This is a genomic window from Paenibacillus illinoisensis NBRC 15959 (genome assembly GCF_004000925.1).
Taxonomy (GTDB): Bacteria; Bacillota; Bacilli; order Paenibacillales; family Paenibacillaceae; genus Paenibacillus; species Paenibacillus illinoisensis.
Window position 1 is genome coordinate 151,694 of the sequence record NZ_BIME01000004.1, and the last position, 16,298, is coordinate 167,991.

The 16,298-nt window shown below is 48.0% G+C and carries 14 protein-coding genes and 1 other RNA gene; 13 read left to right on the forward strand and 2 right to left on the reverse strand.

Annotation, left to right across the window (positions count from 1 at the left end):
* Positions 1–15 precede the first annotated feature (15 nt).
* The 8 genes from glyQ (at position 16) to rnpB (ending at position 9,235) form a co-directional block, all read left to right on the forward strand.
* The gene (glyQ, locus tag PIL01S_RS12055) at positions 16–903 is read left to right on the forward strand and encodes a glycine--tRNA ligase subunit alpha (protein WP_095289904.1); all 888 of its coding nucleotides are present in this window, start codon (positions 16–18) and stop codon (positions 901–903) included.
* On the forward strand, positions 896–2,974 hold the full coding sequence (glyS, locus tag PIL01S_RS12060) for a glycine--tRNA ligase subunit beta (RefSeq protein WP_127537755.1): 2,079 nt from the start codon (positions 896–898) through the stop codon (positions 2,972–2,974). Before glyQ ends, glyS begins: the two co-directional genes overlap by 8 nt.
* Before the next feature lie 218 nt (positions 2,975–3,192).
* Positions 3,193–3,660, forward strand: a complete 468-nt coding sequence (locus PIL01S_RS12065) for a YaiI/YqxD family protein (RefSeq protein WP_371859954.1) — start codon at positions 3,193–3,195, stop codon at positions 3,658–3,660.
* Positions 3,661–3,708: 48 nt separating this feature from the next.
* On the forward strand, positions 3,709–5,529 hold the full coding sequence (gene dnaG / locus PIL01S_RS12070; RefSeq protein ID WP_127537756.1) for a DNA primase: 1,821 nt from the start codon (positions 3,709–3,711) through the stop codon (positions 5,527–5,529).
* A gap of 43 nt (positions 5,530–5,572) precedes the next feature.
* Positions 5,573–6,712, forward strand: a complete 1,140-nt coding sequence (gene rpoD, locus PIL01S_RS12075) for an RNA polymerase sigma factor RpoD (RefSeq protein ID WP_095289908.1) — start codon at positions 5,573–5,575, stop codon at positions 6,710–6,712.
* A 183-nt stretch (positions 6,713–6,895) separates the two neighbouring features.
* Complete coding sequence (locus PIL01S_RS12080) at positions 6,896–7,654, forward strand: tRNA (adenine(22)-N(1))-methyltransferase (protein WP_127537757.1); 759 nt, start codon at positions 6,896–6,898, stop codon at positions 7,652–7,654.
* Positions 7,630–8,745, forward strand: a complete 1,116-nt coding sequence (locus PIL01S_RS12085) for a Nif3-like dinuclear metal center hexameric protein (RefSeq protein WP_127537758.1) — start codon at positions 7,630–7,632, stop codon at positions 8,743–8,745. Before PIL01S_RS12080 ends, PIL01S_RS12085 begins: the two co-directional genes overlap by 25 nt.
* Before the next feature lie 81 nt (positions 8,746–8,826).
* Positions 8,827–9,235: RNase P RNA component class A (rnpB, locus tag PIL01S_RS12090), an RNA gene on the forward strand.
* 172 nt (positions 9,236–9,407) lie between these two features.
* Here the strand turns inward: rnpB and PIL01S_RS12095 are convergent.
* Positions 9,408–10,637 carry an aminotransferase-like domain-containing protein gene (locus tag PIL01S_RS12095; protein WP_127537759.1) on the reverse strand — a complete coding sequence of 410 codons (1,230 nt, stop codon included), beginning with the start codon at positions 10,635–10,637 and terminating at the stop codon, positions 9,408–9,410.
* A gap of 109 nt (positions 10,638–10,746) precedes the next feature.
* On the opposite strand from PIL01S_RS12095, the gene pdxR reads away from it, so the two are divergent.
* Positions 10,747–12,267 (forward strand): MocR-like pyridoxine biosynthesis transcription factor PdxR, encoded by a 1,521-nt coding sequence (gene pdxR / locus PIL01S_RS12100; protein WP_127537760.1) that lies wholly within the window; start codon positions 10,747–10,749, stop codon positions 12,265–12,267.
* Between the two features lie 85 nt (positions 12,268–12,352).
* Positions 12,353–12,610 (forward strand): hypothetical protein, encoded by a 258-nt coding sequence (locus tag PIL01S_RS12105; RefSeq protein WP_127537761.1) that lies wholly within the window; start codon positions 12,353–12,355, stop codon positions 12,608–12,610.
* Between the two features lie 115 nt (positions 12,611–12,725).
* Here PIL01S_RS12105 and PIL01S_RS12110 read toward each other — a convergent pair whose 3' ends face one another.
* Positions 12,726–14,606 (reverse strand): S8 family peptidase, encoded by a 1,881-nt coding sequence (locus PIL01S_RS12110; RefSeq protein ID WP_127537762.1) that lies wholly within the window; start codon positions 14,604–14,606, stop codon positions 12,726–12,728.
* A gap of 287 nt (positions 14,607–14,893) precedes the next feature.
* Here PIL01S_RS12110 and PIL01S_RS12115 point away from each other — a divergent pair, with 287 nt between their 5' ends.
* The 3 genes from PIL01S_RS12115 (at position 14,894) to PIL01S_RS12125 (ending at position 16,236) form a co-directional block, all read left to right on the forward strand.
* The gene (locus PIL01S_RS12115; RefSeq protein ID WP_095289915.1) at positions 14,894–15,400 is read left to right on the forward strand and encodes a YpuI family protein; all 507 of its coding nucleotides are present in this window, start codon (positions 14,894–14,896) and stop codon (positions 15,398–15,400) included.
* A gap of 165 nt (positions 15,401–15,565) precedes the next feature.
* Complete coding sequence (locus PIL01S_RS12120; protein ID WP_095289916.1) at positions 15,566–15,784, forward strand: DUF1540 domain-containing protein; 219 nt, start codon at positions 15,566–15,568, stop codon at positions 15,782–15,784.
* Between the two features lie 98 nt (positions 15,785–15,882).
* Positions 15,883–16,236, forward strand: a complete 354-nt coding sequence (locus PIL01S_RS12125; protein ID WP_127537981.1) for a hypothetical protein — start codon at positions 15,883–15,885, stop codon at positions 16,234–16,236.
* Positions 16,237–16,298: the final 62 nt, after the last annotated feature.

A 16,298-nucleotide genomic window follows, 5' to 3' on the forward strand; every position in this document is an offset into this window, starting at 1 on the left:
AAAAGGAGCATGATTATGAATTTTCAGCAGATGATTCTCACGCTGCAACAATTCTGGGCCGAGCACAACTGTATTATTGTCCAGCCATATGATACGGAAAAAGGAGCAGGTACCATGAACCCGATGACCTTTTTGCGTTCACTTGGACCAGAGCCTTGGAAAGTAGCTTATGTAGAGCCTTCCCGTCGTCCTTCCGACGGACGTTACGGAGAAAACCCGAACCGTCTGTATCAGCACCATCAGTTCCAAGTCATTATTAAGCCTTCACCAGACAACATTCAGGAAATTTACCTGGAAAGTCTCAAACGTTTGGGCATTGATCCACTTAAACATGATATTCGTTTTGTTGAAGACAACTGGGAGAATCCTTCTCTGGGCTGCGCAGGTCTCGGCTGGGAAGTCTGGCTCGATGGTATGGAAATCACACAGTTTACATACTTCCAGCAAGTCGGTGGAATTGAGACGAACCCGGTAGCTGTCGAAATTACGTATGGTATGGAGCGCCTAGCTTCTTACATTCAGGAAAAAGAAAATGTGTTTGATCTGGAATGGGTAGAGGGAATTACCTATGGTGATGTATTCCTGCAGCCTGAGTTTGAACACTCCAAATATACGTTTGAAGTATCCGATGTGAAGATGCTGTTTACCCTCTTCAACATGCATGAAGAAGAAGCGAATAAGGCTATGGCACAGAATCTGGTATTTCCCGCATATGACTATGTGCTGAAATGTTCCCATACGTTTAACCTGCTGGATGCTCGTGGAGCAATCAGTGTTACAGAACGTACCGGTTACATTACGCGTGTCCGGAATCTGGCACGGCAAGTGGCTGCAACATATGTGGAAGAGCGCGAGAAGCTTGGCTTCCCGCTGATCAAGAAAGGGGGAGCCGAGCATGTCTAAGGATCTGTTGTTTGAAATTGGTCTGGAAGAAGTACCTGCACGTTTCTTGCGCACAGCGATAGAACAGCTGCAGGATCGTATTGTGAAATGGCTGGATGCGTCCCGCATAACACATGGTGAGGTAAACGCTTATGCTACACCACGTCGCTTGGCTGTCATGATTCAGAATGTTGCCGAGAAGCAAGAGGATGTAGAAGAAGAAGTGAAAGGTCCTTCCCGTAAAATTGCACTTGACGAGAGCGGCAACTGGAGCAAAGCAGCACTCGGATTTGCACGCAGTCAAGGTGTTGATCCGGATCAGTTTACGTTTAAGGAACTCGGCGGAGTCGAATACATCTATGCAACCAAGAGCAGCAAAGGTGTAGAGACTTCATCTGTAATCGGTGAAGGATTGCTGTCGATTCTGCACGCCATGACATTCCCTAAATTCATGCGCTGGGCTTCATATGATTTTAAATTTGTCCGCCCGATTCGCTGGATTGTCGCTCTGCTTGGTAGCGAGGTTATTGATATTGAAGTTGCAGGTGTGAAATCCGGGAATGTAACTCGGGGACATCGTTTCCTTGGTAAGGAGATCGTGATTACGAATCCTGCTTCATACGTCGAATTGCTGCGTTCCGAACATGTTATTGCAGATATCAAGGAACGGGAGCAAATGATTGTTTCCCAGATTCAGGCACTGGCTGCTGAGAAAAATTGGGATATTGCCATCAAGGAAGATTTGCTGGAGGAAGTACTGTTTTTGGTGGAAACGCCAACCGTATTGTTCGGAACGTTCGATCCTTCATTCCTCAATATCCCTCAGGAAGTATTGATTACTTCGATGCGTGAGCATCAGCGTTACTTCCCTGTACTGGATAGTGCAGGACAATTGCTGCCTTACTTTGTAACCGTTCGTAACGGTGGCAGTGATTCACTTGATGTCATCGCCAAAGGTAACGAAAAAGTACTGCGTGCCCGCCTTTCCGACGCCAAGTTCTTCTACGAAGAAGACCAGAAGCTCGAGATTAAGGACGCATTGTCCAAACTGGAGAGCATTGTCTTTCAAGAGGAGCTGGGTACCGTTGGTGACAAGGTGCGTCGCATTCGCAAAATTGCGGACGGTCTCGCATCCAAGCTGCAGGTTTCTGCTGACGTTGCCGAATCGGTGAGCCGCTCTGCAGATATCTGCAAGTTTGACCTGGTTACACTGATGGTTGGTGAATTCCCTGAATTGCAAGGTGTCATGGGTGAGGATTACGCTCGCAAGGCAGGCGAGAAGGAAGAAGTGGCCAAAGCGGTATTTGAACACTATCAGCCGCGCTTTGCCGGAGACCAATCTCCTGCTTCACTCGTAGGTGCGATTGTAAGTGCTGCAGATAAAATGGATACCATCGTGGGCTGTTTCTCCATCAATATCATCCCGACTGGATCCCAGGATCCATATGCACTTCGTCGTCAGGCCGCGGGTATTGTACAAATCTTGCTGGATCATCAGCTTCCACTGACTCTCTCGGATGTGTTCGGGGTTGCGCTTCAGGTACATGCTCAGATGAACCTTTTGAAACGTGCAGATGAAGAGGTTCGTAAAGATTTGCAGGACTTCTTCGGTCTTCGTGTGAAAAAACTGTTGTCCGAGACCGTTCGTTATGATGTAGTTGATGCCGTGATCTCTGCCGGATTCGATGATATTAGTGCCATTGTTCCAAAAGGCGAGGCCTTGATGGCTGCTGTTCAAACCGGTGATGCGTTCAAAACAACAGTGGAATCTTTCAACCGGGTGGGTAACCTAGCTGCCAAAGCGTCGAATGCTTCTGTTCATCCTGAACTGTTTACCGAAGAGGGAGAGAAGCAGCTGCATGAAGCTTGGAATAGAACCAATGAGGAATATCTCAAAGCCTTGTCGCAGCACGATGCAGCGGAAGCGCTGGCGATTGCATCAGCTTGGAAGGAAGCCATAACATCATTCTTCGATTCCGTAATGGTTATGGCCGAAGATGAAGCAGTCCGTGCCAATCGCTTGGCTCTGCTCGCAGCTATCGATCGTGACTTGAAAGGATTTGCCGATTTCTCCAAATTGGTGTTAGTATAATATCCCGGCACTGACGGGTTAGAGCATACACTTCAAATTCAGTATTAAAGAAGGATATATGAGGGTATAAATATACGGAACAGGTTGTGAAATTTTATTTTTAACAGCCGTTCCGTATTTTAGCCTTTGATTTACCTTGACTGGTCAGAAGGAATTTCGCTGGCGGAAGTCGTATATAACAATATGCAGCTATTTTATGAAGCCGGGTGATCCTGAGGTTGAGTGAGTTGAATGTACGCCAGATTGTTGTGGACGGAGATGCTTGTCCGGTGAAAGCCGAGATTGCAGAAACGGCCCGCCGTTTTGATATCCCCGTATTGTTAGTATCTTCCTTTGATCATTTGCTTCAGGGAGGAGAAGGGGTGCGTACCGTGCAGGTGGACCGCAGTGATCAGAGCGCGGATCTGTACATCGCCAACCATATCAAGCCCTGTGATATCGTCATTACACAGGATTATGGACTGGCAGCACTCGCGCTTGGCAAACGTTGTTATGTTTTATCATTTCGTGGTCGCGAATTTAATGATCGTGACATTGATTTTATGCTCGATTCCCGGCATACTGCTGCCAAAGCACGGAAAAGAGGGCATTATGGGAAGGGTCCAAAGCCTTTCACAGAGCAGGATCGGGAAATTTTTCAACATAAACTGACAAAACTTTTGAAAGATTTGCAGGAGAATGTGTAAGTTTAGCGAATTATATTTACGTGCTGAAAGAGATGAAGGTGGCCAGAGATGAGTACCGGACAAGGCGGTATACCCGAAAGCATTATTGAATCGGTGTTACAGCAGCATGATATTGTCGATACGGTGAGCCGATTTGTGCATCTGACCAAGCAGGGGAAATACATGAAAGGCCTCTGCCCTTTTCATTCCGAGAAGACGCCTTCGTTTACAGTTACACCAGAGAAACAAATTTTCTACTGCTACGGTTGCGGCACGGGTGGAAATGCCATCAAATTCAGGATGGAAATCGAAGGGTTATCCTTTCCCGAGGCTGTCAAGACGATGGCGGAAGAAAGTCACATCTCGATGGGGGACTGGCAAGGGCGTGAATCCGCTCATGTAAATCCGGAGACCGAACGTCTGCTGGAGGCGTATGAGCTAACTGCAAAGCTGTATCATTTCTTATTGAAAAATACAGAGCATGGAAAAGCAGCCATGGAGTATTTACGCTCGCGGGGCTTTAGCGACAAGCTGATTGACCAGTTCCAGATTGGATATGCGCCGAATCGTTGGGACACGTTGGTGCAATTTCTGGAGAAGCGCAACTTCCCACTTGAAGAGATGGAAAAGGGCGGTCTTCTGTCGCAGCGGAGTGAAGGTCAGGGCTATGTGGACCGCTTCCGAGACAGGGTTATGTTCCCGATTAATGGCAGAAGCGGCAAACCGATTGCATTTGCAGGCCGCATTTTGGGAGACGGGCAGCCGAAGTACCTAAATTCACCGGAAACCCGGTTATTCAACAAAAGCCGAGTTCTCTACAATCTGCATCAGGCCAAAAATGCAATTCGCAAACAAAGACAAGCTATTTTGTTTGAAGGCTACGGCGACGTGATCTCCGCTTGGGATCAAGAGATCCAGAACGGAGTAGCGGCCATGGGTACAGCGCTGACCGAGAATCAGGCGCTTATGCTCAAGGGCATGTGCGACGAAGTCATTATCTGTTATGACGGTGACCGAGCAGGGCAGGCCGCTGCACTTAAGAACTTCCCCATTCTGGAAGAAGCCGGGCTGCAGGTTAAGGTGGCTCTTATACCCGAAGGACTTGATCCGGATGATTTTATTCGGAAGTACGGTGGTGAACGGTTTCGCAACCAGATTGTAGAGGGTGCTGTGACCACAACAAAATTTAAGCTTATAAACCTTAAAAAAAACCATATACTGCTAGAAGGCGGCGGTCTGATCGCCTATTCCAAGGAAGCGGTAAAGCTAATCGCGCCTTTATCTTCCCCTACGGAACGCGAAGTGTATTTGCGTGAACTGGCTGCTGAAGTGGATGTATCATTTGAGACACTGAAGCAGGAGTGTAATGAAGAGCGCCAGTCCATGAAAAATAACGAGCAGTATGGGGATAATAACCCGAAAAGGTGGAATAATGGTAGGCAACAAAATAGGCAGGTGCCTACACCCAATCTGTTGCCGGCTTACCATGCTGCTGAGCGCAAATTGCTTGCCTGGATGCTTCAGGATGACGAGGCTGCACAGTATGTGAATGAGCATCTTGGTGAAGCTTTTAACTTGGATGATCATGCAGCTATTGCTGCTTATCTATATGCCTATTATGCGCAAGGCAAATCGCCGGATACAAGCCGTTTTATGTCCTCATTGCATGATGATCGATTGGAGAAAACCGTCAGCTCAATCTCAATGATGGATGGCCCGGGTGAATGGAACGTTCAGATACTCGATGATTGTATCAGGGAAGTGCTGAAATATCCGCGCAAAAAAGAGTACGATCTAAAAAAGGAAGAAATGATTGCTGCAGAGCGTGCAGGTGATTTTGTACGAGCGGCACAAATCGCAATTGAAATGATTGCCCTAGAGAGACAGTAAATGTCCGTGTGTTGGATGTTTCTAGGGAGGAGGGAGTCGAGTTATGGCGAATGATCAGCATACTGAACTAGAAACAGAATTGACGCTGGATCAGGTTAAGGATCAACTGATTGAATCAGGCAAAAAAAGAGCTTCATTGAACTACAAGGAAATTATTGAGAAACTCTCCCCGTTTGAGCAGGATGCTGAGCAAATGGATGAGTTTTACGAACAATTAAGTGATCTGGGTATCGACGTGGTAAACGAAAATGATGAAGAGGTTACGCTTCGTCCTAATGATGACTCAGAAAACAACAGCAGAGAGGGAGACGATGAGTTCCACTTTGATGATGATCTGAGCTTGCCTCCGGGTATCAAAATCAATGACCCAGTCCGGATGTATCTGAAGGAAATTGGTCGTGTACCTTTGCTGTCCGCGGATGATGAAGTGGAGCTCGCTAAACGGATTGAAAACGGGGATGAAGAAGCGAAGCGCCGACTGGCAGAAGCCAACCTTAGGCTCGTTGTCAGTATCGCCAAGCGATATGTGGGACGCGGCATGCTGTTCCTTGACCTGATTCAGGAAGGAAATATGGGTCTGATTAAGGCCGTAGAGAAGTTTGACCACAAAAAAGGGTATAAGTTCAGTACCTATGCGACTTGGTGGATTCGTCAAGCCATCACACGTGCGATAGCCGATCAGGCACGTACCATTCGTATTCCGGTGCACATGGTCGAAACGATAAATAAACTGATCCGGGTATCCCGTCAGTTGTTGCAAGAACTTGGACGCGAACCAACGCCAGAAGAAATTGCAGCTGAAATGGATCTGAGTGTGGAGAAAGTGCGTGAGATCACGAAGATTGCACAGGAACCGGTTTCCCTCGAAACACCGATTGGTGAAGAGGATGATTCCCATCTGGGCGATTTTATCGAGGATCAGGAGGCTTTGGCTCCAGCAGATGCTGCTGCCTATGAATTGCTGAAAGAACAGCTTGAAGACGTACTGGATACGTTGACAGAGCGTGAAGAGAATGTACTTCGCCTTCGTTTTGGTCTGGACGACGGACGGACGAGAACGCTGGAAGAAGTGGGCAAGGTCTTTGGAGTTACGCGTGAGCGTATTCGTCAGATCGAAGCTAAGGCTCTTCGCAAACTGCGCCACCCAAGCCGCAGCAAACGGCTTAAGGATTTCCTCGAATAACAGAACTACGGGAGACTTTTCGCAAGCCGCTTAGGCGGCGGCGAGGTCTCCTTTATTTTTAAATGGAATGTCTTAATTGCTTGGTTTTGGTAATTAATCCTTGAAATGTTTGATTGGATTTCATTTTATCGCTTTTCGTTGTCCAATGCAAATCAATAAATTAAATGAATGTGCAGGTGCTTCATGAAACTTTCGAATCGATTACAACAAATACATGATCAAATTCCCGAGGGCAGTCGTATAGCCGATATAGGCTCAGATCATGCACTGCTGCCCGTGGCTGCCGTTCGCAGTGGGAAGGCTGCAAGTGCTGTGGCCGGAGAAGTTAACCCGGGACCCTACGAGGCCGCGCGCAAACAGGTAAGTGATGCAGGGCTGCAGGAGCAAATTACCGTTCGTCGTGGAGACGGGCTTGAAGTCGTCTCTGCAGGAGAGGTAGATGTCATTACGATTGCGGGAATGGGTGGAGCATTGATTGCTTCCATACTGGACCGCGGCCTTTCCAAACTGGAAGAAGTGAAGATGCTTATCCTTCAACCTAATGTGGGTGAGGACATCCTCAGACGCTGGCTGCTGGATCATCAATGGGTGGTTGTGGCAGAGCGATTGCTTGAGGAAGATGGAAAGATCTATGAGATTATTACAGCCATGCCGCAGGCATCCAGTCCAATTGCGAATGAGGAAGTGTACCTCGCCCGTCCGCTTGAAGGTGGAGTCGTTCTTACACAAGATCTATTGCTGCGTATGGGTCCATATCTGGTGGACAGACCCACAGACGTATTTTTTGCGAAATGGGAAAGTGAGATCGTTAAGCTTAGGGGTGTTGTGCAGTCCATCTCAAAATCGGACCAGGACTCTTCCCGTGAAAAGGCTGCTGAGGTGGAACGTCTGATTGCAAACCTGAAGGAGGTGCTCGAATGTTTGCCAAAGGTCAAACGGTAATTCAATTGATGGAGCAGCTGGCTCCCAAACACCTCGCTGTACCCGATGATCGGATTGGACTGCAGCTGGGCAGTTTGCAAAAAGAGATAAATCACGTTCTTATTGCTCTTGATGTGACGGATGAAGTTGTAGAGGAAGCTATTCGAATCGGTGCCAATCTCATTATTGCACACCATGCTATTATTTTCCGGCCGGTAAAATCGTTCAATACGGATACACCGATGGGCAAATTGTATGAGAAGCTGATCAAGCATGATATTGCCGTATATATCAGTCACACGAATCTGGATGTGGCCGAAGGCGGCATGAATGATTGGATGGCTGAAGCGATTGGCATTGAGAGTAAAGAGTCACTGGAAGATGTACATACAGACCATCTGTACAAGCTGGCTGTATTCGTCCCGCGCACGCATCATGAACAGGTGCTTCAGGCCATTCTGGAAGCTGGAGCCGGAAGTATTGGCCAATACAGCAAATGCAGCTTCAATACCGAAGGAACAGGAACCTTTGTACCAGGAGAGGGAACACAGCCTTTTATTGGTGAACAGGGCCAGCTGGAGCGTGTGGAAGAGATGCGTATTGAGACCATTGTACCGCAGAGCCTGCGGAGCAAAGTTGTACAGGCCATGCTGAAGGCTCACCCCTATGAAGAAGTGGCCTATGACCTGTATGCAATGGATTTAAAAGGCCGTACACTCGGTCTGGGGCGTCTGGGACCCCTCAAGGAACCAAAGACACTGGGTGAGCTGGTAGAAGTCGTGAAGGCCCAATTAAACGTGCCATACGTTCGTGTAGTAGGGGATCTGAACCGGCAGATCAAAAAAGCGGCAGTCCTTGGCGGTTCGGGAAGCCGTTATACCCTGACCGCGCGTTTCAAAGGGGCCGATGTCATCATAACGGGAGATATTGATTATCACACCGCTCATGATGCGCTGATGGCTGGCATGTGCATTATAGATGCTGGGCATAATGCCGAGAAGATCATGAAACCTAAAACAGCGGACTGGCTGCGTTCGCGATTGACAGACAAGCGGTATGAGACGCAAGTGACGGCTTCGGAGGTCAATACGGAAGTATTCCAGTTTATGTAGTTATGTCGGGATCACCCGTTTCCAGTAATATTAAGCTTGTTTGTAAACTCAAATGCCTGTATACTATGTAATGTTGTTCGGAAAGCTTGACAGACAATCGCTGGTGGCCTTGTTGCCACGAGAGGAAAGTCCGGGCTCCACAGGGCAGGATGCTGGATAACGTCCAGTCAGCGCGAGTTGAAGGATAGTGCCACAGAAATGGACCGCCGATGGCCGGATTTTCCGGTACAGGCAAGGATGGAACCGAGGTGTAAGAGACCCCGAGGAACGCTGGTGACTTCGTTCCTGGTAAACCCCATCTGGAGCAAGACCTAATGGGACACAGCCGACTCTTCGGAGGAGGCAGCCTTAGCCCGAGGTGTGTCTAGGTTGGTCGCTTGAGCTGTGCAGCAATGTATGGCCTAGATAGATGATTGTCGCTTGTGGTGGGAGGGTAGTTCCCGTTTGAACCACGAAGAGCACAGAACCCGGCTTACGGTAAGCTTTCCAAACTGCAACAACATGTATTGAAACGATTTACTCACATTTAATTGTACTTTTCTTCTAAAAAATTAAAACATCAATAAGGCGACAGAACCCGATATTCTCGGATCTGCCGCCTTATTTTTTTACGCATTAAGTTCTGAGTGGATACTAGTCATAATACAGTTAATGACAGTTTATTACAGTGTAAGCGCCGTATCAGATTGTACAGCAGCATGCCAGCGCTGGATAGCTCGGTCCATACGTTCAACGGCTTCAGGAAGCTGCTCAGGGTCTGTATGCGTGAAGTTGATACGCATCCGGTTCAGTTCAGGAGTTCCGGCATAGAAGGAATCACCAGGTACAATGCACACTTTTTCCTGAATACCGTAAGTAAACAAATTGCTGGCTGCCATCGCTTCAGGCAGTTCGAGCCACAGGAACATGCCGCCCTGCGGAGAATTCCAAGTGATTCCTTCCCAAGCTTTCTTTTTCATGAGGGAAGTCATGTTATTCATTCGTTTGGCGTAGTCCTTGGAAATGCTGCGAATATGCCCATCAAGATCAAACGTTTCGAGTAAGGCATGAAGAGCTCGCTGGTCGATGCTGCTGGAATGCAGATCGGCTCCCTGTTTCGCTCGTGCAGCGATCTTAACAATATCTGCTGAAGCAAGAATCCAACCCGTACGAAGTCCTGGAGCTACGGTTTTGGAGAATGTGCTCGTATAGATGACGTTGGATGGTCCATCGTAGGACGCTGCATCCAGTTCGACGAGCGAAGGCGCATCCAGTTGTTCCGGATTGAAACGGATTTCGCCATAGGGATCGTCCTCCAGAATGAGCACTCCGTATTTGCGACATAGGTCAACGGCCTGCTGTCTTCTGGTGCGACTCCACACTTTGCCTGAAGGATTGGAGAACGTTGGATTAATGTATACCAGTTTAGGCTGATGCTGTTTTAACTGTTCTTCAAGGGATTCAGGGAGCATGCCTTCTTCATCACAAGCTACTCCATGGGATTCGGCCTGATAGGAATGGATAACTTGAAGAGCAGCCAGGTAGGTTGGTGATTCAACCAGTACGCTGTCACCTGGATCAAGCAGAATACGGCAGACCAGATCTATGGATTGCTGTGATCCTGTAGTCAGGAGCATATGATCGGGGGAAGCGGGAATGCCCTTGGATTCCAGACGCTCGGCAATTTTGGCGCGCAGCGGTCTGTATCCTTCCGTTTCTGCATATTGAAGGGCAGCTGCACCGCTCATAAACACCTGTTGATATGCGTCACGTATAGCCTCAACCGGGAATGATGACTGTGCTGGCAAACCTCCGGCAAGGGATATCATTCCAGGCGCCTGTGCAGCCTGAAGCATGTCGCGAACGACAGAGGACGGGGTGTTTAAAGCCATTTTGGACCAAGGGATACTCATAGTGTTCTCATCTCCTGTTATTCACTGTTATACTGATATTATAAACTATAATAGCCGGAATGCGATATAACAGTAAAATGTGGATGATAACAGTTGGGGGAGCGGGCAGATGCACATTGAATTGAAACGGGGAAGCAGTACCAAGTTATATATTCAGATCGCGCTTACAATTGCAGATCGGATCCGTTCTGGATTGATTGAGCCTGGAACACGATTGCCGTCTGTACGTAAAATGACCGCGGACCTGGGAGTAAGTCTTGTTACCGTGTCTAAGGCGTATGCTGAACTGGAGGCCATTCAACTGATAACCTGTTCACAGGGAAAAGGGTGCTATGTACGCGGGGCCCAGGAGATGGATCAAACGGAAGATACAGATAAAAAACAGCAAGCCGAGCGAAATCACGATAATAATACCCCGTGGAACTGGCAGATGGCACTTGTGGATTATTTGCCGCGTGCGCAGCTTTGGCGCCATTTTGATGCTTCTCCTCAGGTTCAGTATGAACTGCATATGTCAGCCATCCAGCCCGAGCTGCTGCCAACGACTGAAATTATTAATAGTGCCTACAGGCTGTCCTCCGACCACCCTGAACGCATGGCAGCGTATGGCTCTTTTCAGGGGGACCGGGAACTTCGCCAGACATTTGCAGGCCATTTTGCCGAAAGGGGCCTGCAAGTCGCTCCAGAGCGAATGCTAATTACAAGTGGGACACAGCAGGGAATCGACTTAGTTGCCCGCACCTTCGTTGGCCCCGGAGATGTGGTCTACATGGAGGCTCCTACATACACGGGCGCAATTGATGTATTTACGAGCAGGGGAGCCAAAATCATTACCGTGCCAATGGACGGTGAAGGCATGCGTATTGATCTGTTGACACGCCTCTGCGACACGTACCCACCAAAGTTGATCTATACCATCCCTACATACCACAATCCGACAGGAGTAACGATGAGTGCCAGAAGACGGGCCCAGTTGTTGAATCTGGCTCAGAGTTATCACTGTCTCATTTTGGAGGATGATCCATTCGCCGATCTGTATTTCCGCGATTCTCCTCCTGCGTCCATTAAATCGATGGATGCTACAGGCCATGTCGTTTATATCAAAAGCTTCAGCAAGGTGCTGTCTCCAGGTTGCCGCGTAGCCTGCGCCATCGCTGAAGGGAGTGTGCTGACCCGTTTGGTCGCAGCCAAATCCACGGCAGATCTGGGCAGTCCTTTACTTACACAAAAGGCAATTCAATCCTTCATTCAGCATCAGTATAGCTCCTATATCGTCCGATTACGCGAAGAGCTGTACGCGAGACTCCAGGCAGCATCCGATGTTCTGGAGGAATACCGTGTACCTGGTATGTACTGGGTCTTGCCTGAAGGTGGGTTAAACCTGTGGCTTCAGCTGCCAGATGGTCTGGATATGCGGGAGCTCCACCGTCAGTCTCTGGCTGCAGGCGTTTCTTTTCTGCCGGGATCTGCTTGTTATGTAGGTGAGACGGATACGGCAAGTCTGCGAATCTGCTTTACGGTAACGAATCTGAAGGGGTTGTGTGAAGGGCTTCGTGTGTTGTGCGGTGTTATTCAGAGGGTCATGCCTACGCAGGGGGGAACAGCAGCGGACAGGCTCCCGCTCATTTAATTTTTTGGAACAAGGACATACATCCAATCCACTTTCGTCCTAGTGCAATACGTTATAGTATCACTTGAAAGGGAGTTGGTTTTAAATGAACCATTACTGTCCACCGCTTTGCCCGATTGTATGTGACCCGATCCAGGTTGTTGAGGATTACTACGTTCCGCAGATCGTACCTGTCATCCACCCGATTGAAGTCATCAAAAAAACGCACTGTGTGCCAGTTCATCACCATTTGTATCCTGTCGTTGTCAAAGAAGAAGATCCTTGCTATGTATCCAGCTATAACAGCAAGAAAAAATCCGTGAAAAAATCCGGCAAAGCCCGCACATCGTCCCGCAAACGCTAGTCGCAGCGGGTGCCCCGGGGAAATAGAGAACAGCTCAAAAAGCAGCATACGCCCCGGGGCGCAGCTGCTTTTATTTTTGTACACGAAGCAAATTGGGGTCTCAATCCACAAAAGGCTACTTCGTATATTTTTTCATCGTGTTATCCATCTGCTGCCTAACATGCTGAGGCCAGAACTGTAAGGGTGCACTGCTGCTTGAAGCGGACTGAAGGGCCTTGTAGACATCGACCTGACCATAACCATAATACTTGTCGTGACCCGGGTCACCAAGGTCGATGACACTTTGACGCATCAGGTCCATGACTTCCGTATTGGTCAGATCCGGATTCAACGAACGAATTAATCCAGCAAGTGCAGCGACATGGGGGCTGGCCATTGACGTTCCGGATAGGGCGGCATATTGATTATTGGGATACGTGCTAGCGATGCTGGTGCCAGGCGCCATTACATCCACATAATCGCCGTAGTTGGAATACGAAGCCTTATTCATATCTGGATCGGTAGCCGAAACTGCGAACACCTCGGGATAAGCGGCAGGATATCCAGGCCGTTCAGTGTTATCATTCCCGGTTGCAGCAATCAGGACAATATCGCGATCGAAGGCATATTTGATGGCATCATGGAGAAATTGGGCATCTGCATAATTGCCCAGACTCATGTTGATGACCTTGGCACCATGGTCCGCAGCCCAAATGATGCCTTCGGCCACGGCATACGTGGTTCCTGAACCTGAATTGTCCAGTACCTTAACGGGAAGAACCTTGTTATACCAACTCATCCCCGCCACGCCTTCGCTGTTATTGACAATAGCGCCAATGATTCCGGCTACATGTGTACCATGGCCCACATCGTCAAGTGGCTTGCTCTTCGGATCAACGACGTTATAACCCTCCAGCAGCTTGCCCTTCAGGTCCGGATGATTCAGGTCCACTCCGGTATCCACTACGGCAACAATAACGTCTTCTTTCCCCTTCGAAATATTCCAGCCCCGATTGGTTTCAATAGCGGGGAGATTCCACTGATAATCTGTGAACAAAATATCATTGGGAATCGTTACATCCGTATCGGTTTGTTCAGGTGCGGCTTCATTGGTTAAATACATGTAGTGGGGTTCCATATACAGCGGATTCCATTTGTGTTCAAAATAGGAATGCAGCTGCTCGTAGTTCATGTGTTCTGAACGAAAAACATAAGTGTATCCCAGCTTACGCGCAGATTGGGTACGCAAATCGGATTTGATGATCCGCATATCCCGTTCACCCGGCTCCTGTCGGAAACGAATAACGATTTCATTTTCATAAAAATGGCTGGCATTGGCATTATCATGACCTGTTTTTACCGTGACTTCGTTAAGGGTATCTGGGTGTACGGATTCGATTTTGAATTTGCCCTCACGCGGGTAAGGAATCATGCGCAGATTTTTGCGCTGGTGTTGCTCCACCGCATTCAAGACGCTTTGGCTAAAGAGTGCAACAACCGCTTTGTTCCCATCCTTGGAGGGCAGGCCCATTACGAAATATTTTTCTTTGCCTAGAGGAAATGAGGAAGATTCGAAGCTTTGGCGTTTCATTACCGCTTTTTTCGCAAGGTTAAGGGAGTGCTCCAGTTTTTGCTGTTCCACTTTGCTTCCTTTACCAGATTCTTTAGCAAAATGTTTATTGACGGAGCCTTTGGTATCCAGCACATCAATGGAACGAATATGATCGTGTGTACGCTGTAAATCCTGAACATATCGACCGAACTCGGCTTCATTCATAGCGGCGCTCTTCTCGAGCATTAAGCGGAGATGCTGCTTGGCATCCATACGTGTCAACAAATCTGTCGCTTTCACATCCTGGACTTTTAAACGCTGTTTGTTCGCATGTTCCTCATGAGGAGCATCGGGCATGGCACTCGGCTCAGGTGCAGGACGGTTGGATGTCGGAAGCAGCAGGGTCAGTGCAAGCGCTCCTGCACCGGCGGCAATGGCCCAGTTTATCCATTTAGGTCTGGACATGGGGAATATAACCTCCTCTTGTATTTTGGACAGCAGTCATGAGTTTCCTGTATTCATCGTTGTCCTTGGCATAGTTCTATCGTTAGGAAAAGCGGTTATTTTTATGCAGGTGAAAACGGAGCTGACTTCGCTTAATGGGTAAGGATCGTGGCGGTTATGTAAAGGATGATTAAGGGATACCGCTCGTCATCTTTTTATGGTAGGATAGTAGCTGAGAATTCAAGGTCAGGGGACAACCACCGTGGCCGACCTATATGTAAGGACTTATTTAAGGGGGAGCTACCTTTATGTCAGCAGCCAATGTACAGAAAACTTGTGAGTCAACTAGGGAAAAGTTAAAACCTGCTATCGATCGGATCGAACAATTTTTGAATGAAAATGCCTTGCCTGAACTGGATCAGAACCAGACTGAGGAATCGACAACCTTCTACAAAGGATTTCTTTCGGATCTCCGTCATTTGCTTGTTTTTTCTGAAGTTTCTTACGAAAAACTTGGCGTTGTGCTGCGTCGTGCCAATTTTGATGTCGATTTTGCCGAAAAGGCTCTCTATAATACCTATCATCAATGCGTAAACAGCTTTTTCTATCCCAAAAATGAATGCTATTCCGAAGACGGAAGATATGCGTACACAGGTCAGGATGCCATTCGCTTCCGTGACAAGCCAGTTCGTGCAGTACGCGATGTTATTCTTGAAGTTTCCAAAACGTATGAAGAACTGCGCGATGATCTGGCCTTTTATGAAAGTGACTATTTGACCCAGCGCCGGATGCAGAATCAACGCAATCACGCATAGTTCAGCTGTACCCAATTTATAAAATGGATGAAACCGCCAGCAATGGCGGTTTTTTGGCGTTCTCAGACAAGATAAGAGTGGCTAAATTCATGTCATCATCTGACATCTCGCCAGAGAATAGCCGATTTACACTGGGGAGACAATAGATGTCGAGGTGATAAATATATGAGCCAAGACAAGCCAATTGTCAAATGCAGTGTGTCCAACTGTCATTTCTGGGGAGAAAACAATTTCTGCCACGCCGATGCCATCATGATTGACATCGATCAACACGCTACCCGTCGTTTGCATGAAGAATTTGCTGGAGAGACGTTTGATTCGGATCATCAGGATCATGCGCGTACTTCTTCGGCAACATGCTGTCACACATTCAAACCCAAATGAGCAGTCATCCCTAATTATTATGGAGGTGCTTTGAAGTGAAGAATGATAATAAAGAGGATTATCCATTCCATCGTTCCAAAACTGCCACTCCCGCCAATGTGAAAAAACGTGAGCGTGTCGATTATCCGCGACGTGAACATCGCGAGGAGTATGGTGCAGAGGTAGCACCTCCGGCGTCCGTCCGTACAGAACGCACGGAACATGCTGCTGCAGCCCCGGAAAAGCATGAAGCTGACCGCGTTATGGAATCAACCGGTAAGGTCTCTGGTTATATTGGACTTGCTTGCGGGATTGCGTCCTTATTTATGTGGTCTATCGTACTTGGTCCGGCTGCAGCCGTGCTTGGTTATTACGCTTATGTAAACGGGCGTAAAACGGCCGGAGCTTGGTCCATTGGACTGGGAGCACTCGCTACGATCAGTTATTTCTTCATGATTCCATTTGCCCGTTAAATTCTTGTTGACGAAATACGTGATTTAGCCAGCAATTTTGAACTGAATAGGGCATATCTCAA

What these genes read in the sequence shown, in the direction of transcription:
- glyQ (WP_095289904.1), top strand. Translation starts at nt 16, where the DNA reads ATGAATTTTCAGCAGATGATTCTCACGCTGCAACAATTCTGGGCCGAG.
- glyS (WP_127537755.1), top strand. Translation starts at nt 896, where the DNA reads ATGTCTAAGGATCTGTTGTTTGAAATTGGTCTGGAAGAAGTACCTGCA.
- dnaG (WP_127537756.1), top strand. Translation starts at nt 3,709, where the DNA reads ATGAGTACCGGACAAGGCGGTATACCCGAAAGCATTATTGAATCGGTG.
- rpoD (WP_095289908.1), top strand. Translation starts at nt 5,573, where the DNA reads ATGGCGAATGATCAGCATACTGAACTAGAAACAGAATTGACGCTGGAT.
- PIL01S_RS12080 (WP_127537757.1), top strand. Translation starts at nt 6,896, where the DNA reads ATGAAACTTTCGAATCGATTACAACAAATACATGATCAAATTCCCGAG.
- PIL01S_RS12085 (WP_127537758.1), top strand. Translation starts at nt 7,630, where the DNA reads ATGTTTGCCAAAGGTCAAACGGTAATTCAATTGATGGAGCAGCTGGCT.
- PIL01S_RS12095 (WP_127537759.1), bottom strand. Translation starts at nt 10,637, where the DNA reads ATGAGTATCCCTTGGTCCAAAATGGCTTTAAACACCCCGTCCTCTGTC.
- pdxR (WP_127537760.1), top strand. Translation starts at nt 10,747, where the DNA reads ATGCACATTGAATTGAAACGGGGAAGCAGTACCAAGTTATATATTCAG.
- PIL01S_RS12105 (WP_127537761.1), top strand. Translation starts at nt 12,353, where the DNA reads ATGAACCATTACTGTCCACCGCTTTGCCCGATTGTATGTGACCCGATC.
- PIL01S_RS12110 (WP_127537762.1), bottom strand. Translation starts at nt 14,606, where the DNA reads ATGTCCAGACCTAAATGGATAAACTGGGCCATTGCCGCCGGTGCAGGA.
- PIL01S_RS12115 (WP_095289915.1), top strand. Translation starts at nt 14,894, where the DNA reads ATGTCAGCAGCCAATGTACAGAAAACTTGTGAGTCAACTAGGGAAAAG.
- PIL01S_RS12120 (WP_095289916.1), top strand. Translation starts at nt 15,566, where the DNA reads ATGAGCCAAGACAAGCCAATTGTCAAATGCAGTGTGTCCAACTGTCAT.